The sequence below is a fragment of the Microbacterium sp. M1A1_1b genome, from assembly GCF_053345565.1.
On the sequence record NZ_JBKFAJ010000001.1, the window covers coordinates 47,148 to 66,112 of the forward strand.

An 18,965-nucleotide genomic window follows, 5' to 3' on the forward strand; every position below is an offset into this window, starting at 1 on the left:
CGCGCACCACATGATCGAATACCGCAACGTCCGCGTCGCCCTGCTCGGAGCCGGCTCGGTCGGCTCGCAGGTCGCACGCCTGCTGCTCGAGCACGGCGACGAGCTGGCCTCGCGTGCCGGCGCCGGGCTCGAGCTCGTCGGCATCGCCGTCCGCGACCTCGACGCGCAGCGCGACGTCGAGCTGCCGCGCGAGCTGTACACGACCGACGCCGAGTCGCTCATCCTGGGCGCGGACATCGTCGTCGAGCTCATCGGGGGCATCGAGCCCGCGCGCACCCTGGTGCTGCAGGCACTGCAGTCCGGTGCCGACGTCGTCACGGGCAACAAGGCCCTGCTGGCCACGCACGGTCCCGAGCTCTTCGCCGCCGCGGAGCAGGTCGGCGCCCAGCTGTACTACGAGGCAGCCGTCGCCGGTGCCATCCCGATCATCCGTCCGCTGCACGACTCGCTCGCCGGTGACCGGATCGTCCGGATCATGGGCATCGTGAACGGCACCACGAACTTCATCCTCGACCTGATGGACCGCGAAGGAGCGACCTTCGAGGACGCCCTGGCCACCGCCACCGAGCTCGGGTACGCCGAGGCCGACCCGACCGCCGACATCGAGGGCTACGACGCCGCGCAGAAGGCCGCCATCCTGGCGTCCATCGCGTTCCACACCTCGGTGCCCCTGGCCGCCGTGCACCGTGAGGGCATCACCTCGGTGACCATCGAGCAGGTCCGCGCCGCACGCAAGGCCGGCTACGTCGTGAAGATCCTGGCGACGTGCGAGCGTCTGACCGACGCCGACGGGCGCGAGGGCGTGAGTGCACGCGTCTACCCGGCGCTCGTGCCCGAGTCGCACCCGCTCGCCACCGTCCACGGCGCCAAGAACGCCGTCTTCGTCGAAGCCGAGGCCGCTGGCGACCTGATGTTCTACGGTGCCGGTGCCGGTGGCGTCGAGACGGCCTCGGCGGTCCTCGGCGACCTGGTCTCCGCTGCCCGTCGGCACGTCATCGGCGGCCCGGGCATCGCGGAGTCGACGCAGTCCGACCTGCCCGTCTTCCCGATCGGCACCGTGCGCACGAGCTACCAGATCACGCTGCTCGTGACCGACGCCCCCGGGGTGCTGTCCACGGTCGCCGGCATCCTGGCCGCGCACGGCGTCAGCGTCGAGACCGTCGAGCAGTCCAGCGCGCACGGCGACGGCGGCACTGCGACGCTCGTCATCGGCACGCACCAGGCCCGCGAGTCCGACCTCGCCGACACGGTCGTCGCCCTGCGCGGCGAGTCGACCGTCACCCAGGTCACGAGCGTCCTGCGCGTCGTCGGGGCCTGACCCCGCCGGCACGCGCCCGGCCGCCCGCGTCTGAGCGCCCATCGACCACCTGAGCACCCACCCGAGCACCGACAGAGAGAGAACCCTGATGGCCCACCAGTGGCAGGGAGTCCTGCGCGAGTACGCCGACCGACTCGACGTGACCGAGGCGACGCCCATCGTCACCCTGGGCGAGGGCGGCACGCCGCTGATCCCCGCGCGCCGGCTGTCCGAGCGCACCGGTGCCGACGTCTGGATCAAGTTCGAGGGCATGAACCCGACGGGCTCGTTCAAGGACCGCGGCATGACGATGGCGATCTCCAAGGCGGTCGAGCACGGCGCCAAGGCGGTCATCTGTGCCTCGACGGGCAACACGAGCGCCTCGGCCGCCGCCTACGCCACACACGCCGGCATCACCGCGGCCGTGCTGGTGCCCGAGGGCAAGATCGCGATGGGCAAGCTCAGCCAGGCCGTCGCGCACGACGCCCAGCTGCTGCAGGTGCAGGGCAACTTCGACGACTGCCTGGACATCGCACGCGACCTGGCCGCCAACTACCCGGTGCACCTGGTCAACTCGGTCAACAACGACCGCATCGAGGGGCAGAAGACCGCCGCGTTCGAGGTCGTCGACGTCCTGGGCGACGCCCCGGACTTCCACTTCCTGCCCGTCGGCAACGCCGGCAACTACACGGCGTACTCCCGCGGCTACCGCGAGGACGTCGCCGCCGGGCGCTCGACCCGGATGCCCCGCATGTTCGGCTTCCAGGCCGCCGGCGCAGCACCGATCGTCTCCGGCGAGGTCGTGCCGCACCCCGAGACCATCGCGTCGGCGATCCGCATCGGCAACCCCGCCTCGTGGAAGTACGCGTTGGAAGCGCGCGAGGAGACCGACGGCTACTTCGGTGCGATCAGCGACGCCGGCATCCTGGCCGCGCACCGCATCCTGTCGGCCGAGGTCGGCGTGTTCGTCGAGCCCGCATCGGCGATCGGTGTCGCCGGTCTGCTCGAACGTGCCGACGCCGGCCAGGTGCCGAAGGGTGCGACGGTCGTCATCACGGTGACCGGCCACGGCCTCAAGGACCCGCAGTGGGCCCTGAAGACCGAGGACGGCACCGACGTCACCCCGACGAGCGTCCCCGTCGACACCGCTGCGGTCGCCGACGTGCTCGGACTGGTCGGCGCCGAGTGAGCCTCGACCGCGCGTCCGGACCGGAGCGGGGCACGACCGCCCGCAGTGCTGTACCGGCCGGACGGGCGGTCCGTGTCCGCGTGCCGGCGACGTCCGCCAACCTGGGCCCGGGGTTCGACTCGCTGGGGCTCGCGCTGTCGCTCTACGACGAGGTCGAGGTGCGGGTCCGACCGGAGCCGGGTTCGACGGTCACCGTGCAGGGTGTCGGCGCCGGCGAGGTCCCGACCGACGACACCAACCTGGTCGTGCGTGCAGTCCGTCGCGGGCTCGAGCACGCCGGTGTCGACCAGCCGGGTCTCGCGCTCACCGCGGTCAACGCGATCCCGCACGGTCGCGGCCTGGGGTCGTCGGCCGCGGCGATCGTCGCCGGGCTGATGGCCGCGCGGGGGCTGCTCGAGGGCATCGTCGACCTCGACGCATCGACCCTGCTGACCCTGGCCACCGAGATGGAAGGCCACCCGGACAACGTCGCACCGGCCCTGTTCGGTGGTCTGACCATCGCGTGGATGACGGCCGAGGGTCCCGCGTACAAGCGGCTCCTGGTGCACCGCGGTGTCTCGCCGGTGGTGTTCGTGCCCACCTCGACGCTGTCGACCAAGCTCGCGCGGTCCCTGCAGCCCGCCAGCGTCCCGCACGCCGACGCGGCCTTCAACGTGTCGCGCTCGGCCCTCCTGGTGGCGGCGCTCATCCAGAGCCCGGAGCTGCTGCTCGCCGCGACCGAGGACCGCCTGCACCAGACGTACCGCGCCAGCGCGATGCCCGAGACCGACGTGCTGATCCGCCTGCTCCGGCAGCACGGCCTGGCCGCGGTGGTGTCCGGCGCCGGCCCGAGTCTGCTCGTGCTGGGGTCGGATCCCGCGCAACGCCTGACGGCCGCGTCGCTGGTGGAACGACACGCCCAGACCACGTGGAAGCCGCTCATGCTGGCCGTCGATCTCGGTGGTGCTACAGTGAACCCGCACCCGGCAGACCACGCAGGACGCCCGTAGCGCGGCTCCGCGCCGGCATGAACACCGTGCCAGCACGAACCAGCCAGCACGAGCTCCCGGTCCGCAGGTGTGATCTCCCTCAGATCACCGTTTCCCGGTCCGTCGTCTGAACGGCGGCCGTCGCATCGTGATGCCGAACGCATCCGCGCGGGAAGTCGGTGGAAACTCTCCGCGCTCTGCGGTTCGGAAGGAACACAGCACTGTGACCAACGTCAACACCTCCACCTCGGTGGAGATCCCCAGCGACCTGCGCGCACTCCGTCTGCCGGAGCTGCAGCGGATCGCCTCCGCCCTCGGCATCACCGGGCTCTCGAAGCTCCGCAAGGGTGACCTCATCGCGTCGATCGAGGACAAGCGCCCCGCCGACACCGCCGCCGCGCCGTCCGACACCCTGACGCTGCCGGAGCCCGAAGCCCCGGCCGTCGCGGCTGCGGCTCCCGAGGCTGCCGCGGTTCCCGCTGCTGCTCCCACCGCCGCCGCTCCTGCCGCGCAGGCGACCGACGCAGCACCGGCTCCCACCGAAGCCCCGTCGCGTGCCCGTCGCTCGCGTCGCGCCACGTCCGGTGGCACCGTCACCACGGCCCCGACCACCGCGGCCGAGCACACCAACCACGGCCAGACCGGCACCGAGGACCTGCTGGCAGGCCTCGACCAGGTCCGTGCCGAGAAGGACGCGCAAGAGGCGCAGTCCGGCGGGAACCGTCGCCGTCGTGGCCAGAAGAACGGCGCGCAGCAGAACGGCGGGCAGCAGAACGGCGCCGCGCAGCAGGACGACGCACGGAACGACGCCGCGCAGCCGAACGCCGCGCAGCAGCAGGACGACGTGCAGCAGCAGGGCCAGGCCGCCCAGCCGACGTCGACCGACCAGCCCGCCTCCGCCGTGACGGCCGGTCGCGACGAGCAGTCCGACGACCAGCAGCACGGCACCGACCAGACCGACGGCGCCGACCAGCAGGGTGACGACAACGGCCCGCGTCGCGGTCGTCGCAGCCGTGGACGCGGTCGTGGCCGCGGCCAGGGCGCCGAGCAGTCGGGCGACCAGCAGGACCAGCAGCAGAACGGCCGTCAGAACGGCCGGGGCAACCAGCAGGCCCAGGCCGACACCGAGCAGGACGGTGCCGACGAGCAGACCGACGCGCCGAAGCAGAACCAGCAGAACGGCCGCCAGAAGCAGCAGCCGAAGCAGTCGCAGAACCAGAACCAGCAGCAGAACGGCCAGGCGCAGGCCCAGGCCCAGCGCGAGGACGGTCAGCGCCGGCAAGAGGACGAGGCCGAGAACGGCCGCAGCCGCCGTCAGCGTGACCGCAAGCGCGGCCGTGGCGGGCAGAACGACGAGTTCGAGCCGGAGATCACCGAGGACGACGTCCTGATCCCCGTCGCGGGCATCCTCGACGTGCTCGACAACTACGCCTTCGTGCGGACGACCGGGTACCTGCCGGGACCGAGCGACGTGTACGTGTCCCTCGGCCAGGTGAAGAAGTACCACCTGCGCAAGGGGGACGCCGTCGTCGGTGCGATCAAGCAGCCGCGCGACAACGAGCAGCAGAGCCGTCAGAAGTACAACGCGCTGGTCAAGATCGACACGATCAACGGCCAGACCGCGGACGAGGCCGGCGCGCGCGTCGACTTCCAGGACCTCACGCCGCTGTACCCGAACGAGCGCCTGCGACTCGAGACCGAGTCCACGAAGCTGTCCACGCGGATCATCGACCTGGTGTCGCCGATCGGCAAGGGCCAGCGTGGGCTGATCGTCTCGCCGCCCAAGGCCGGCAAGACCGTCGTCCTGCAGGCGATCGCGAACGCGGTCTCGAAGAACAACCCCGAGGCGCACCTGATGGTCGTGCTGGTCGACGAGCGGCCCGAAGAGGTCACCGACATGCAGCGCACGGTGAAGGGCGAGGTCATCGCCTCGACCTTCGACCGCCCCGCCGAGGACCACACGACGGTCGCCGAGCTCGCCATCGAGCGTGCCAAGCGCCTGGTCGAGCTGGGCCACGACGTGGTCCTGCTGCTCGACTCGATCACCCGTCTGGGCCGCGCGTACAACCTGTCGACCCCGCCGTCGGGCCGCGTGCTCTCCGGTGGCGTCGACTCGGCCGCGCTCTACCCCGCCAAGCGCTTCTTCGGCGCTGCGCGCAACATCGAGAACGGTGGCTCGCTGACCATCCTCGCCACGGCGCTCGTCGAGACCGGGTCGAAGATGGACGAGGTGATCTTCGAGGAGTTCAAGGGCACCGGCAACATGGAGCTCCGCCTGAACCGTCACCTGGCGGACAAGCGGATCTTCCCGGCGGTCGACGTGAACGCCTCCGGCACGCGTCGCGAGGAGCAGCTGCTCTCTGCCGACGAGGTCAAGATCACCTGGCGTCTGCGCCGCGCCCTCGCCGGGCTCGACCCGCAGCAGGCCCTCGAGATCGTGCTGCGGAACCTCAAGGAGACGCAGTCGAACGTCGAGTTCCTGGTGCAGGTGCAGAAGTCGGTCCCCGCGACCGGGCACCACACCGGACACCAGGAGTAACGCGTGTTCGAGTCGGTGGCTGGGCTGCTGGCGGAACACGAGGACCTGACGCAGCAGCTGTCGGACCCCGCGCTCCACGCTGACGCGGCCCGCGCGAAGAAGGTCAACCGGCGGTACGCCGAGCTGAACCGGATCAAGTCCGCCTACGAGTCCTGGACGGCGGCGGGGGAGGACCTCGCCGCCGCCCGGGAGCTCGCGAAGGAGGACGCGGCGTTCGCGGACGAGGTCCCGGGGCTCGAGGAGCACCTCGCCGAGCGTCAGGAGCGCCTGCGTCGTCTGCTCGTCCCGCGGGACCCGGACGACGGTCGTGACGTGATCATGGAGATCAAGGGCGGCGAGGGCGGCGAGGAATCGGCGCTGTTCGCCGCGGACCTGCTGCGCATGTACTCGCACTACGCCGAGTCCAAGGGCTGGAAGATCGAGCTGCTCGAGCGCACCGAGAGCGACCTGGGCGGCTACAAGGACGTCCAGGTCGCGATCAAGTCGAACTCGACCGACCCCGCGCAGGGCGTCTGGGCGCACCTGAAGTACGAGGGCGGCGTGCACCGCGTGCAGCGCGTGCCGGCGACCGAGTCGCAGGGGCGCATCCACACCTCGACGACGGGCGTGCTCGTCTTCCCCGAGGTGGACGAGCCCGAAGAGGTCGAGATCAACCAGAACGACCTGAAGATCGACGTGTACCGCTCGTCGGGGCCCGGCGGCCAGTCCGTCAACACGACGGACTCCGCGGTCCGCATCACCCACCTGCCCACGGGCATCACGGTGGCGATGCAGAACGAGAAGTCCCAGCTGCAGAACCGAGAAGCCGGCATGCGCGTGCTGCGTGCCCGCATCCTGGCGAAGCAGCAGGAGGAGCTCGACGCCCTGGCGTCGGACGCCCGTCGTTCGCAGATCCGGGGCATGGACCGCTCGGAGCGCATCCGCACGTACAACTTCCCGGAGAACCGCATCGCGGACCACCGCACCGGGTACAAGGCGTACGACCTGGACCGCGTGATGAACGGTGCGCTCGAGCCCGTCATCGAGTCCGCCATCCGCGCGGACGAAGAGGCACGTCTGGCCGCCGTCGGCGACCAGGCCGTCTAGACCCGTCCTGGAGGCCCGGATCACCTCCGACAGCCGGCCCACGTCCGACGCGTCCACGTTCGCAGCGGATCGCCTCCTCGACGAGGCGACCGCTGCGCTCGGCGCACACGGCGTCCGGACGCCCCGCGTGGACGCCGAGCTGCTGCTCGCCTGGGCGACGGACACCTCGCGCGGTGCGGTGCAGGTGCGGGCGATGACCGGCGGCGCGATCGCCCCGGAGCACGTCGACCGCTTCCGACAGGCCGTCGCGCGGCGGTCGACCCGTGTGCCGCTGCAGCACATCACCGGTCAGGCACACTTCCGCGCCCTGACCCTGGCGGTCGGCCCCGGGGTCTTCGTGCCGCGGCCGGAGACCGAGGGCGTCGTGCAGTTCGGCATCGACGCGCTGCGGGCGACCGCGGTGCCCGAGCCGATCGCCGTCGACCTGGGGTCGGGGAGTGGTGCCATCGCGATCGCCATGGACACCGAGGTGCCGAACGCACTGGTCTACGCGGTGGAACGCTCACCGGACGCCCTGCCGTGGACCCGCCGCAACGTCGACGCGTACGGCGGCACGGTGCGCCTGGTCGAGGGTGACCTGGCCGATGCGTTCGCCGAACTCGACGGCACCGTCTCGGTCGTCGTGTCGAACCCGCCGTACGTGCCGGACGACGCCGTACCGGTCGACCCCGAGGTCCGCGACCACGACCCGGCGCTCGCGCTGTACGGGGGAGCGGACGGCCTGGACGCCGTGCGGGCGCTCACCGAGACGGCCTGGCGCCTGCTCGTGCCCGGCGGGCTGCTGGTGGTCGAGCACGCCGAGCCGCAGGGCGCCGCCGTGCGCCAGGTGCTGGCGCGCCGGGGGTTCCGCTCCCCGGAGACGCACGTCGACCTGACGGGCCGCGACCGCACGACCACCGCGACCCGCTAGCTCGTGGTGAGCCGGGCCTCCTGGCCATGCTTGCTCGCGACGAAGGCGCGGACCGCGTCGCGCAGGTCGGTGTCGTGCTCCACCAGGACCGCGTGGATGCCGACGCTCCGGGCGCCCGCGACGTTCTCGGGCATGTCGTCGGCGAAGAAGGTGTCCTCGGCCACGGCCCCGTGGTGGGCCAGTGCGCGCTCGAAGACCTCGGGCTCGGGCTTGCGCGCACCGAAGTTGCTGGTCGTGTCGAGGTGCTCGCCGAACAGCGGCGGCAGCGACGGCGCCCACCGGTGGATCCAGCGGCCGGCCAGCGGACCGTTGTTGGTCAGCAGTGCGACACGCCCGTGCTGGGCGGCGATCCGGACGGCCTCGATGCGCTCGGGCAGCTCGGTCATCGCCTCGCCGCGGACGCGGGCCCACTCGGCTTCGGGCACGGAGCAGCCCATCGCCCGCTCGAACTCGGCCAGGTAGGTGTCCGCGTCGGGGAAGCCACCGGCCTCGGCCCGCTGCTCGTTGCCGGAGAGCCACCAGCGCCGCCGGAGCTCGCCCAGGTCGTGCCCGGTGATCGCGGTGAGGCCCGCCATGCGGGTCTCCCAGTCGTAGCGGACGAGGACGTCGTCCATGTCGAAGAGGAACAGGAGTCGGGGCGCAGGCGTCGAGTTCACGATGTCCACCATTGTGTCGCACTATCATCGTGCGAGTCATGGCATCCCGATACGACTGCACCGACCCCGACGGGCTCCTGACCGGGATGCGGCTCGCACGTGCCGCACTCGGACGGGGTGAGCTCGTCGTTGTCCCCACCGACACCGTCTACGGTCTGGCGGCCGACGCGTTCAACGCGCCCGCGGTCCAGCGCCTGCTCGACGCGAAGGGCCGCACGCGCCAGTCGCCGCCGCCCGTGCTCGTCCCCGGTCCGCCGACGCTCGAGGCGCTCGCCAGCGACGTGCCGCAGCAGGTCCGCGACCTGGTGGCCGAGTTCTGGCCCGGGGGACTCACCGTCATCCTGCACGCACAGCCGTCGCTCGACTGGGACCTGGGGGAGACCCGGGGCACAGTCGCACTCCGCATGCCCGACTCCCGCATCGCGCTCGAGCTGCTGCAGGAAGTGGGGCCGCTCGCGGTCTCGTCCGCCAACAGCACCGGAGACCCGGCCGCGATGGACGTCGACGCCGCCGAGTCGATGCTCGGTGACAGTGTCGCGATCTACCTCGACGGTGGCGCGCTCGCCCCGCACGACGGGTTCGCGGCGTCGACCGGGTCCACCATCGTCGACGCCACCGGGCTGGCCACGGGCGACGGTCTGCGGATCGTCCGGCACGGGGTGATCCCCGACTCCGAGATCGAACGGGTCGTGGGGGCCGACCTCGTCACGTGAAGTACTACCTGCTCGCGGGGGCGATCTCCGCGGTCGTGAGCTTCCTGGTCAGCTGGGTGCTCTGGAAGGCGGGCGTCAAGTACAAGTGGTACCCGCAGGTCCGCGAGCGTGACGTGCACCGCACGCCGGTGCCGCGGCTCGGGGGCATCGCGATGTTCCTCGGCGTGGTCGTCTCGTTGCTCTGCGCGTGGTTCGTCTTCCCCGAGATCCAGGGGATCGACTTCTTCCGGCTCGTGTTCGCAGAGCCGCAGCGCGTGCTCGCAGTCCTGGCCGGGGCGACCATCATCGTGGTGCTCGGTGTCGCCGACGACATCTGGGACCTCGACTGGATGACGAAGCTGGCGGGGCAGATCATCGCGGCGGGGATCCTCGCGTGGCAGGGCGTGGCGATCGTCTCCCTGCCGATCGGCAACACGCTCGGCGTCGGCTCGTCCTACATGAGCCTGATCTTCACCGTGCTGGCGGTGGTCCTGGTGATGAACGCGGTCAACTTCATCGACGGGCTGGACGGCCTGGTGGCGGGGGTCGCGATCATCGCCGGCGGCGTGTTCTTCCTGTACACGTTCTTCATCAACCGCGTGGTGGTGCAGACCGAGTTCTTCTTCAACCTGCCGTCGCTGCTCACCGCCGTGCTGGTCGGGGCGTGCTTCGGGTTCCTCATCCTGAACTGGCATCCGGCCAAGCTCTTCATGGGCGACGCCGGCGCGCTGCTGGTGGGCTTCCTGATGGCCACGAGTGCCGTCTCGATCACGGGCAACATCGACCCGGCGGCCGTCCGGACCCGCACCGACCTGCTGCCGGCGTTCATCCCGATCCTGCTGCCGTTCGCGATCCTGATCGTGCCGATGCTCGACTTCGGTCTGGCGGTGGTACGCCGGCTCAGCGCGGGCAAGTCGCCGTTCTCGGCCGACCGCAAGCACCTGCACCACCGGCTGCTCGACATGGGCCACTCGCACTTCCACGCCGTGCTGATCTTCTACGCGTGGACCGCCACCGTCGCCGTGGGCTGCCTGCTGTTCCTGTTCGTGCAGTGGTGGTGGGTCGTCGCGTTCGTCGCGGTCGGCTTCACGGTCTGCGCGATCGCCACGTTCGCGCCGCTCGGCCGGAAACGCACCGAGATCGCGGCGCAGGTCGCCGCTCGTGCCGGCGGCCGCGTCGACGCCAGTCTCGACCCACTCGACCGCGCCGCAGCCGGACGTGAGCGTCCCGCCACCGGTGTGGCCCGCCCGGGCCCGACCCGTCCCACCCCTGGAGAACCCTCGTGACCACGCCGCACGGCCTCGACCACGTCCGCCCGATCTTCCGACGGATCCTGGTGCAGGGGGCCGTCCTCGCGCTCGCCCTGGCCGTGGTCGGCGGTGTCGTCGGCTTCCTGGTCGCCGGGGGACCGGGGCTGACCGGGGGACTCATCGGCGCCGTGATGAGCGTCGTGTTCTGCGGGCTGACCGCGGTGAGCGTCCTGCTGGCGATCCGGTTCTCGGGCGGGCAGATGATCTCGGGCGCGTTCTTCGGCACGATCATGGGGATGTTCCTGGTCAAGTTCGTGCTGTTCATCGTCGTGCTGGTGCTGCTGAAGGACCGCGACTGGGTGAGCACGCCGGTGCTCGCGATCGCGATCATCGTCGGCGTCATCGGCTCGCTCGTCATCGACGTCACCGTCATCGCCCGGGGCCGTGTGCCGATCGACGTCCCGCTGCCCGGCGCCGGCGAAGCTGAGAAGTCCGACCCGCAGCCCTGAGAGCCCGAGAAGGCTCTGTCACCTGATAGGGTTTGTTGCGTCCGCGTCCGGAGCCTCGCTCGGAGCGGACAGCCTCCACACAGTCCACCATCGCGTGCCATGACGTGCGCGCGCCGACACAGGAGACAGCGCTGCTATCCCACGCTCTTCCCCTGTCCCTCACCGCTGCGGCCAACACCGTTGCGGCGGGGAGCAGTAAGGCCGCCGAGTTCCATGGCCCGTCGATCAACGAGTTCTTCCCGGAGGCGATCTTCTTCGCCGGGACCCCCTTCGAGATCGATCGTGTCGTCATCATCCGCTTCATCGCGGTCGCAGTGCTGCTCGTCTTCGCGTTCGTCGGGACCCGCGCACTGAAGCTGGTCCCGAACCGGGGTCAGGCGTTCATCGAGTACGGCTTCGACGTCGTGCGCCGGAACACCTTCGACAACCTGGGCGAGAAGGACGGCAAGCGCTTCCTGCCGCTCCTGGCGACCATCTTCTTCGGCGTGCTGTTCATGAACCTGACGGGTCTGATCCCCGGGTTGAACCTCGCCGGCACCAGCCGCATCGCGATGCCGCTCATCCTGGCCGTCGTGGCGTACGTCGCCTTCATCTACGCCGGTCTCCGCAAGCACCCGGGCACCTTCCTCCGGAACTCGCTGTTCCCGCCCGGGGTGCCGTGGTTCCTGTACATCATCGTGACGCCGATCGAGCTCGTCTCGACCTTTGTGCTGCGGCCGGTCACGCTGACGCTCCGACTGCTGATGAACATGGTCGTCGGGCACCTGCTGCTCGTCCTGTTCTTCTCGGCCACGCAGTTCTTCTTCTTCGACGCCTCGCTCGGTTTCAAGGCCTTCGGCATCGGAACGATCGCCTTCGGCATCGCATTCAGCTTCTTCGAGATCCTCGTCGCGCTGCTGCAGGCCTACGTCTTCATGCTCCTCACCGCCGTCTACATCCAGCTGGCGCTGGCCGACGAGCACTGATTCCTCACTGACCCCTCCGGGACCGGCAACCGTCGGACCCGCACCTCGAAAGGAAAACACGTGGACGCAACGACCGTTCTCGCGGCAATCAACGGCAACATCGCGACGGTTGGCTACGGCCTCGCAGCGATCGGCCCGGCCATCGGCGTCGGCATCGTCGTCGGCAAGACGATCGAGTCCGTGGCCCGTCAGCCCGAGCTCCAGGGCCGCCTGACGACCCTCATGTACATCGGTATCGCCTTCACCGAGGCTCTGGCCTTCATCGGCATCGCCACGTACTTCATCTTCACCAACTAAGGCTCTCGATGAACACTGCACTCATCATCGCGGCGGAGGAAACGCACAATCCGCTCGTCCCACCGGTGTACGACATCGTGTGGTCCGCGGTGGCCTTCGTCATCATCTTCCTGGTGTTCTGGCGTGTCGTCACGCCGCGCATCACGAAGATGCTCGATGAGCGCACCGAGGCCATCGAGGGCGGCATCAAGAAGGCCGAAGCTGCTCAGGAGCAGGCCGCGGCCGCGCTCGAGGAGTACAACAAGCAGCTCGCCGACGCCCGTGCCGAAGCCTCTCGCATCCGCGAGCAGGCCCGCGCGGACGCCACGGCCATCGGCAACGAGGTCCGCGAGCAGGCTTCGGCCGACGCGGCCCGCATCACGTCGAACGCCCAGGCGCAGATCGAGGCGGAGCGCCAGAGCGCACTGCAGTCGCTCCGCACCGAGGTCGGCTCGCTCGCACTCGACCTGGCGTCGGGTGTCATCGGTGAGTCCCTCAAGGACGACGCCAAGGCCACCGCGGTCGTCGACCGATTCCTCGCCGACCTCGAGTCGTCGAAGAACGCCGACGTCGCGCAGGCCGAGTCGTCGCAGGCTCCGTCGTCGCAGGCCGAGACGGAGCGCTGAGCATGCGGAGCGCCACCCGATCAGCACTCTCGTCCACGCAGGCGGTGCTCGCCGACCTCGGCGGCAGCGCCGACCTGGCGAGCGGTACTGAGATCCTCGCCGCAGGGCGCGTGATCGCCGGTGCGCCGCAGCTGCTCACGCTGCTGGCCGACCCGACTGCCGACGTCGTCGGCAAGAAGTCGGTCATCGACCGCGTGTTCGCCGGGCAGTCCCAGGCGACGCGCGCCGTGCTGACCGCGGTCGCCGGATCGCGCTGGTCCTCGCAGCAGGACCTGCTCGCCGGCATCGAGGACGCGGGCATCCGCGCCGTCGCTGCCACGGCCGACGCCACCACCTCGATCGAGGCGGAACTGTTCGCCTTCGAGACCGCCGTCCGTTCGGACGCCGGCCTCGAACTGGCGCTCGGCACCAAGCTCGGCAGTCCGCAGCAGAAGAGCGCGCTCGTCGAGCGCCTCATCGGCAGCAAGTCGTCGCAGCAGACCGTGGCGATCCTGTCGGCGCTGGTCCAGCAGCCGCGTGGCCGCCGGATCGGTGAGCTCGTCCGCGACGCCTCGCGCATCGTGGCCGACCAGGCAGCGAAGGTCGTCGCGACGGTCATCACCGCCGTGCCGCTGTCCGACGCCCAGGCGGCTCGCGTCGCCCGCGGGCTGTCGGAGCGCTACGACCGGGACATCATCGTCAACCACGTCGTCGACCCCGCGGTCGTCGGCGGGGTCCGGGTGCAGGTCGGCGGCGACGTCATCGACGGCACCGTGTCCACGCGCCTCGCTGACCTCCGCGTCCAGCTCGCCGGCTGAGCGTACGGTAAGTACCCGTCACCCCAAGTCCACAACGGGATCTGTCCCACCGGGCAGCATCACCCTCTCGGAGCCGCAGGGCCCCGGAAACCAACAAGGAAAATCCCATGGCAGACATCACCATCAGCCCCGATGAGATCCGTGATGCCCTGAAGGACTTCGTCTCGAACTACGAGCCGACGAAGGCCTCCACGGCCGAGGTCGGGCACGTCACCGACGCCGGTGACGGCATCGCCCACGTCGAAGGCCTCCCCGGCGTCATGGCCAACGAGCTCATCCGCTTCGCGGACGGCACGCTCGGCCTCGCGCAGAACCTCGACGAAGACTCGATCGGTGCGATCGTGCTCGGCGAGTTCGCCGGCGTCGAAGAAGGCCAGGAAGTCACCCGTACCGGCGAGGTCCTCTCGGCCCCGGTCGGCGACGGCTTCCTCGGTCGTGTCGTCGACCCGCTCGGCGCCCCGATCGACGGTCTCGGCGAGATCCCGGCCGAGGGTCGTCGTGCCCTCGAGCTGCAGGCGCCCGGCGTCATGTCGCGCAAGTCGGTGCACGAGCCGCTGCAGACCGGCATCAAGGCGATCGACGCCATGATCCCGATCGGCCGTGGCCAGCGTCAGCTGATCATCGGTGACCGCCAGACCGGCAAGACGGCGATCGCGATCGACACGATCATCAACCAGAAGGCAAACTGGGAGTCGGGCGACGAGGACAAGCAGGTCCGCTGCATCTACGTCGCCATCGGCCAGAAGGGCTCCACGATCGCCTCGGTCAAGGGTGCGCTCGAGGACGCCGGCGCGATGGAGTACACCACCATCGTCGCCGCCCCGGCCTCCGACCCGGCCGGCTTCAAGTACCTCGCCCCGTACACCGGTTCGGCCATCGGCCAGCACTGGATGTACCAGGGCAAGCACGTCCTGATCATCTTTGACGACCTGTCCAAGCAGGCCGAGGCCTACCGCGCCGTGTCGCTGCTGCTGCGTCGTCCGCCGGGGCGCGAGGCCTACCCGGGTGACGTCTTCTACCTGCACTCCCGTCTGCTGGAGCGTTGCGCGAAGCTGTCCGACGAGCTCGGCGCCGGTTCGATGACGGGTCTGCCGATCATCGAGACCAAGGCGAACGACGTCTCGGCGTACATCCCGACCAACGTGATCTCGATCACCGACGGCCAGATCTTCCTGCAGTCGGACCTGTTCAACGCGAACCAGCGTCCGGCCGTCGACGTGGGCATCTCGGTGTCCCGCGTCGGTGGTGACGCCCAGGTGAAGTCGATCAAGAAGGTCTCCGGCACGCTCAAGCTCGAGCTGGCGCAGTACCGCTCGCTCGAGGCGTTCGCGATGTTCGCGTCCGACCTCGACCAGGCGTCCCGTCGTCAGTTGGACCGCGGCGCCCGCCTGACCGAGCTGCTCAAGCAGCCGCAGTACTCGCCGTACCCGGTCGAAGAGCAGGTCGTCTCGATCTGGGCCGGCACCAACGGCAAGCTCGACACCGTCCCGGTGAACGACGTGCTGCGCTTCGAGTCCGAACTCCTCGACCACCTGCGTCGCAACTCGGACGTCCTGACCACCCTGCGTGAGACCAACCAGCTCAGCGACGACACCGTCGCCGAGATGGCCAAGCAGATCGACGAGTTCACCAAGAGCTTCCAGACGAGCGACGGCAAGACGCTCGGGGCCGAGAACGTCCAGGCGGCTGACGCCGAGGACGTCGACCAGGAGCAGATCGTCAAGGGTCGTCGCTAGATGGCAGCGCAGGTCCGGGTCTACCGACAGCGGATCAAGTCGGCGAAGACCACGAAGAAGGTCACGCGCGCCATGGAGCTGATCTCGGCGTCGCGGATCCAGAAGGCGCAGGCCCGCATGGCCGCGTCCGGCCCGTACTCACGGGCCGTGACGCGGGCGGTGTCCGCCGTGGCGACGTTCTCGAACGTCGACCACGTGCTGACCACCGAGCCCGAGTCCTCGACGCGCGCAGCCGTGGTGCTGTTCACGTCGGACCGCGGCCTGAACGGCGCGTTCAGCACGAACGTCCTCAAGCAGGGCGAGGAGCTCGCCTCCCTGCTCCGCAGCGAGGGCAAGGACGTCGTCTACTACCTGGTGGGCCGCAAGTCCGTCGGGTACTTCGCCTTCCGTGAGCGTCCGTCCGAGCAGCAGTGGGTCGGCAACACCGACCAGCCGGAGTTCTCGACGGCCAAGGAGATCGGCGACGCCGTCGTGGCGAAGTTCCTGCAGGACACGGCCGAGGGCGGTGTGGACGAGATCCACATCGTGTTCAACCGGTTCCTCAGCCTGGCGACGCAGGAACCCCAGGTCGTGCGTCTGCTGCCGCTCGAGGTCGTCGACGGCGTCGACGAACCGACGAACGACGAGCCGCTGCCGCTGTACGAGTTCGAGCCGGACGCCGACGCGGTGCTCGACTCGCTGCTCCCCGTCTACATCGAGAGCCGCATCTTCAACGCCATGCTGCAGTCGGCTGCTTCCGAGCATGCCGCCCGCCAGAAGGCGATGAAGGCAGCCAGCGACAACGCGGACTCGCTGATCCGTGACTTCACCCGACTCGCGAACAACGCGCGTCAGGCGGAGATCACCCAGCAGATCTCCGAGATCGTCGGCGGCGCCGACGCACTCTCGTCGAAGAAGAAGTAGTCCGCGTCGCTCGCGGACACCTACCCACCCTCAGGAAGGCACCAGCCATGACCGACACCGCAACCACCGCGGTCGAGACGTCGTCGGCGCCCGGTGTCGGCCGGATCGCCCGTGTCACGGGCCCCGTCGTCGACATCGAGTTCCCCCACGACGCAATCCCGGAGATGTACAACCTCCTGTTCACGACGATCACCATCGGTGACTCGTCGCAGGAGATCGGGTTGGAGGTCGCGCAGCACCTGGGCGACGACCTCGTCCGTGCCATCTCCCTGAAGCCGACCGACGGCCTGGTCCGCGGTCAGGAAGTGCGTGACTCGGGCGCCCCGATCTCGGTCCCCGTCGGTGACGTGACCAAGGGCAAGGTCTTCGACGTGCTGGGCAACGTGCTCAACACCGACGAGAAGCTCGAGATCACCGAGCGCTGGCCGATCCACCGCAAGGCCCCGGCCTTCGACCAGCTCGAGTCCAAGACCTCGATGTTCGAGACCGGCATCAAGTCGATCGACCTCCTGACCCCCTACGTGCAGGGTGGCAAGATCGGTCTGTTCGGTGGCGCTGGTGTCGGCAAGACCGTCCTCATCCAGGAGATGATCCAGCGCGTTGCGCAGGACCACGGTGGTGTGTCGGTGTTCGCCGGTGTCGGTGAGCGCACGCGTGAGGGCAACGACCTGATCGGTGAGATGGAAGAGGCCGGGGTCTTCGACAAGACGGCCCTGGTGTTCGGCCAGATGGACGAGCCGCCGGGGACCCGTCTCCGCGTGGCGCTGTCGGCGCTGACGATGGCGGAGTACTTCCGTGACGTCCAGAAGCAGGACGTGCTGTTGTTCATCGACAACATCTTCCGCTTCACGCAGGCCGGCTCCGAGGTCTCGACGCTGCTCGGCCGCATGCCGTCCGCCGTGGGTTACCAGCCGAACCTGGCCGACGAGATGGGTGTGCTCCAGGAGCGCATCACCTCGACGCGTGGTCACTCGATCACCTCGCTGCAGGCGATCTACGTGCCGGCTGACGACTACACCGACCCGGCCCCGGCCACCACGTTCGCGCACCTCGACGCCACGACCGAGCTGTCGCGTGAGATCGCTTCGCAGGGTCTGTACCCGGCCATCGACCCGCTGACCTCGACGTCGCGGATCATGGACCCCCGGTACCTGGGCGCCGACCACTACGAGACGGCCACGCGCGTCAAGCAGATCCTCCAGAAGAACAAGGAGCTGCAGGAGATCATCGCCATCCTCGGTGTCGACGAGCTCTCCGAAGAGGACAAGATCACGGTCGAGCGCGCCCGTCGTATCCAGCAGTTCCTCTCGCAGAACACCTACATGGCGAAGAAGTTCACGGGTGTCGAGGGCTCCACGGTGCCCCTCAAGGACACCATCGAGTCCTTCCGCGCCATCGCCGACGGCGAGTTCGACCACGTTGCGACCCAGGCGTTCTTCAACGTCGGTGGCATCAACGACGTGGAAGAGAAGTGGGCACAGATCCAGAAGGAGAACCGCTGACATGGCGGGTCTCACCGTGAGTGTCGTCTCGGCGGACCGCGAGGTCTGGACGGGCGACACGACCATGGTCGTCGCACGCACGACCGAGGGCCAGATCGGCATCCTCGCGGGGCACGAGCCGATGCTCGCGATCCTCGCGCAGGGCCAGGTCCGCATCACGCGGGCCGACGGGTCGACCGTCGCGGTCGACGCCGAGGACGGCTTCCTGTCGGTCGAGCACGACACGGTCACGATCGTGGCGCGGCAGGCCGCGCTGGCGTCCTGACCGGACTGACCGTCCTGCTCCCGCCTTCGGAGACGAAGCGGGAGGGCGGGGACCCGAGCAGCACCCTCGACCTGGGTGCCCTCTCGTTCCCGGAACTGGCTGCAGAGCGGGCCGCGGTGATCACCGCGGCCCGCTCCGTCAGTTCCGAGGAGTCTACCGCGCGGACGGCGCTCAAGCTCGGGCCGAAGTCGATCGCCGAGCGGTACCGCAACCTGGTGCTCGACACGGCTCCGACGATGCCGGCGATCGACCGGTACACGGGTGTGCTCTACGACCCGCTGGACTCGCGGTCGGCGTCGTGCGACACCCGGTCCTGGTGGTACCGCCACGTCGTCGTGCAGTCCGCGATGTTCGGTCCGATCGGTGGTGGTGACCTGATCCCGGCGTACCGCCTGTCGCACGACTCGCGCCTGGGGCCGCTGCGGCTCGCGTCGCACTGGCCGGTGCGCGCATCGCGCGCGCTGTCGTCGCGGTCGGGCGGGCTGGTGCTGGACCTGCGGTCCGAGGGCTACCGCGCGCTCGGTCCGGTCGACGATGCGGTCGTGCTCCGCGTGGTGAGTGTGGACGGCAGCGGCCGCCGGAAGGCCCTGAACCACTGGAACAAGACCGCGAAGGGCCGCCTGGTGGCACTGCTGGCCAGGACGGGCGCCGACGTCCGGTCGATGGACGACCTGGTGGACTGGGCTCGCCTGAACGGTGTCGTCGTCGACCGGGTCGACGGCACGTGGGAACTGGTCGCCGAGAGCCTGCAGCCCGTCACGGCCTGACGGCCGCCCCTCCACATCCTGCGTCGATCGGT

At 69.7% G+C, this 18,965-nt stretch carries 19 protein-coding genes; 18 read left to right on the forward strand and 1 reads right to left on the reverse strand.

Annotation, left to right across the window (positions count from 1 at the left end; all coding sequences use genetic code 11):
- Positions 1-10: 10 nt before the first annotated feature.
- From ACLBWP_RS00225 to prmC, 6 genes are all read left to right on the forward strand, one after another.
- Positions 11-1,318, forward strand: a complete 1,308-nt coding sequence (locus tag ACLBWP_RS00225; RefSeq protein WP_243561962.1) for a homoserine dehydrogenase — start codon at positions 11-13, stop codon at positions 1,316-1,318.
- 88 nt (positions 1,319-1,406) lie between these two features.
- Complete coding sequence (thrC, locus tag ACLBWP_RS00230; protein WP_243561963.1) at positions 1,407-2,486, forward strand: threonine synthase; 1,080 nt, start codon at positions 1,407-1,409, stop codon at positions 2,484-2,486.
- Positions 2,487-2,566: 80 nt separating this feature from the next.
- The gene (thrB, locus tag ACLBWP_RS00235) at positions 2,567-3,475 is read left to right on the forward strand and encodes a homoserine kinase (RefSeq protein ID WP_243561964.1); all 909 of its coding nucleotides are present in this window, start codon (positions 2,567-2,569) and stop codon (positions 3,473-3,475) included.
- A 202-nt stretch (positions 3,476-3,677) separates the two neighbouring features.
- Positions 3,678-5,993 carry a transcription termination factor Rho gene (gene rho, locus ACLBWP_RS00240; protein ID WP_447653591.1) on the forward strand — a complete coding sequence of 772 codons (2,316 nt, stop codon included), beginning with the start codon at positions 3,678-3,680 and terminating at the stop codon, positions 5,991-5,993.
- A 3-nt stretch (positions 5,994-5,996) separates the two neighbouring features.
- Positions 5,997-7,079 (forward strand): peptide chain release factor 1, encoded by a 1,083-nt coding sequence (gene prfA / locus ACLBWP_RS00245; RefSeq protein ID WP_243561966.1) that lies wholly within the window; start codon positions 5,997-5,999, stop codon positions 7,077-7,079.
- A gap of 19 nt (positions 7,080-7,098) precedes the next feature.
- Positions 7,099-7,989, forward strand: a complete 891-nt coding sequence (gene prmC, locus ACLBWP_RS00250; protein ID WP_447654238.1) for a peptide chain release factor N(5)-glutamine methyltransferase — start codon at positions 7,099-7,101, stop codon at positions 7,987-7,989.
- Here prmC and ACLBWP_RS00255 read toward each other — a convergent pair.
- Positions 7,986-8,645 carry an HAD family hydrolase gene (locus ACLBWP_RS00255; RefSeq protein ID WP_243561968.1) on the reverse strand — a complete coding sequence of 220 codons (660 nt, stop codon included), beginning with the start codon at positions 8,643-8,645 and terminating at the stop codon, positions 7,986-7,988. The two genes, prmC and ACLBWP_RS00255, sit on opposite strands and share 4 nt — an antisense overlap.
- Before the next feature lie 38 nt (positions 8,646-8,683).
- Here ACLBWP_RS00255 and ACLBWP_RS00260 point away from each other — a divergent pair, with 38 nt between their 5' ends.
- The 12 genes from ACLBWP_RS00260 (at position 8,684) to ACLBWP_RS00315 (ending at position 18,933) form a co-directional block, all read left to right on the forward strand.
- Positions 8,684-9,358, forward strand: a complete 675-nt coding sequence (locus ACLBWP_RS00260) for an L-threonylcarbamoyladenylate synthase (RefSeq protein WP_243561969.1) — start codon at positions 8,684-8,686, stop codon at positions 9,356-9,358.
- Positions 9,355-10,623 (forward strand): MraY family glycosyltransferase, encoded by a 1,269-nt coding sequence (locus ACLBWP_RS00265; protein ID WP_447653592.1) that lies wholly within the window; start codon positions 9,355-9,357, stop codon positions 10,621-10,623. Before ACLBWP_RS00260 ends, ACLBWP_RS00265 begins: the two co-directional genes overlap by 4 nt.
- Positions 10,620-11,096: a hypothetical protein gene (locus ACLBWP_RS00270; protein WP_243561971.1), complete on the forward strand. Its 477-nt coding sequence runs from the start codon at positions 10,620-10,622 to the stop codon at positions 11,094-11,096. The genes ACLBWP_RS00265 and ACLBWP_RS00270 overlap by 4 nt, the downstream gene beginning before the upstream one ends.
- 104 nt (positions 11,097-11,200) lie before the next feature.
- Positions 11,201-12,061 carry a F0F1 ATP synthase subunit A gene (atpB, locus tag ACLBWP_RS00275; RefSeq protein WP_374202510.1) on the forward strand — a complete coding sequence of 287 codons (861 nt, stop codon included), beginning with the start codon at positions 11,201-11,203 and terminating at the stop codon, positions 12,059-12,061.
- Between the two features lie 60 nt (positions 12,062-12,121).
- A complete protein-coding gene (gene atpE, locus ACLBWP_RS00280) occupies positions 12,122-12,358 on the forward strand; it encodes an ATP synthase F0 subunit C (protein WP_096899086.1) in 237 nt (78 codons plus the stop codon).
- Positions 12,359-12,366: 8 nt separating this feature from the next.
- Positions 12,367-12,963 (forward strand): F0F1 ATP synthase subunit B, encoded by a 597-nt coding sequence (locus tag ACLBWP_RS00285; RefSeq protein WP_447653593.1) that lies wholly within the window; start codon positions 12,367-12,369, stop codon positions 12,961-12,963.
- A 2-nt stretch (positions 12,964-12,965) separates the two neighbouring features.
- Complete coding sequence (locus ACLBWP_RS00290) at positions 12,966-13,760, forward strand: F0F1 ATP synthase subunit delta (RefSeq protein ID WP_447653594.1); 795 nt, start codon at positions 12,966-12,968, stop codon at positions 13,758-13,760.
- A 107-nt stretch (positions 13,761-13,867) separates the two neighbouring features.
- On the forward strand, positions 13,868-15,496 hold the full coding sequence (gene atpA, locus ACLBWP_RS00295; protein ID WP_243561974.1) for a F0F1 ATP synthase subunit alpha: 1,629 nt from the start codon (positions 13,868-13,870) through the stop codon (positions 15,494-15,496).
- Complete coding sequence (locus tag ACLBWP_RS00300; RefSeq protein ID WP_447653595.1) at positions 15,497-16,399, forward strand: F0F1 ATP synthase subunit gamma; 903 nt, start codon at positions 15,497-15,499, stop codon at positions 16,397-16,399.
- Positions 16,400-16,446: 47 nt separating this feature from the next.
- Complete coding sequence (gene atpD / locus ACLBWP_RS00305; protein WP_065959250.1) at positions 16,447-17,901, forward strand: F0F1 ATP synthase subunit beta; 1,455 nt, start codon at positions 16,447-16,449, stop codon at positions 17,899-17,901.
- 1 nt (position 17,902) lies between these two features.
- Positions 17,903-18,166, forward strand: a complete 264-nt coding sequence (locus tag ACLBWP_RS00310; RefSeq protein WP_056124084.1) for a F0F1 ATP synthase subunit epsilon — start codon at positions 17,903-17,905, stop codon at positions 18,164-18,166.
- A gap of 14 nt (positions 18,167-18,180) precedes the next feature.
- Positions 18,181-18,933, forward strand: a complete 753-nt coding sequence (locus ACLBWP_RS00315; RefSeq protein WP_447654239.1) for a YaaA family protein — start codon at positions 18,181-18,183, stop codon at positions 18,931-18,933.
- The last annotated feature ends 32 nt before the right edge of the window (positions 18,934-18,965 follow it).

What these genes read in the sequence shown, in the direction of transcription:
- ACLBWP_RS00285 (WP_447653593.1), top strand. Translation starts at nt 12,367, where the DNA reads ATGAACACTGCACTCATCATCGCGGCGGAGGAAACGCACAATCCGCTC.
- thrC (WP_243561963.1), top strand. Translation starts at nt 1,407, where the DNA reads ATGGCCCACCAGTGGCAGGGAGTCCTGCGCGAGTACGCCGACCGACTC.
- atpD (WP_065959250.1), top strand. Translation starts at nt 16,447, where the DNA reads ATGACCGACACCGCAACCACCGCGGTCGAGACGTCGTCGGCGCCCGGT.
- ACLBWP_RS00260 (WP_243561969.1), top strand. Translation starts at nt 8,684, where the DNA reads ATGGCATCCCGATACGACTGCACCGACCCCGACGGGCTCCTGACCGGG.
- ACLBWP_RS00310 (WP_056124084.1), top strand. Translation starts at nt 17,903, where the DNA reads ATGGCGGGTCTCACCGTGAGTGTCGTCTCGGCGGACCGCGAGGTCTGG.
- ACLBWP_RS00300 (WP_447653595.1), top strand. Translation starts at nt 15,497, where the DNA reads ATGGCAGCGCAGGTCCGGGTCTACCGACAGCGGATCAAGTCGGCGAAG.
- atpA (WP_243561974.1), top strand. Translation starts at nt 13,868, where the DNA reads ATGGCAGACATCACCATCAGCCCCGATGAGATCCGTGATGCCCTGAAG.
- ACLBWP_RS00290 (WP_447653594.1), top strand. Translation starts at nt 12,966, where the DNA reads ATGCGGAGCGCCACCCGATCAGCACTCTCGTCCACGCAGGCGGTGCTC.
- ACLBWP_RS00225 (WP_243561962.1), top strand. Translation starts at nt 11, where the DNA reads ATGATCGAATACCGCAACGTCCGCGTCGCCCTGCTCGGAGCCGGCTCG.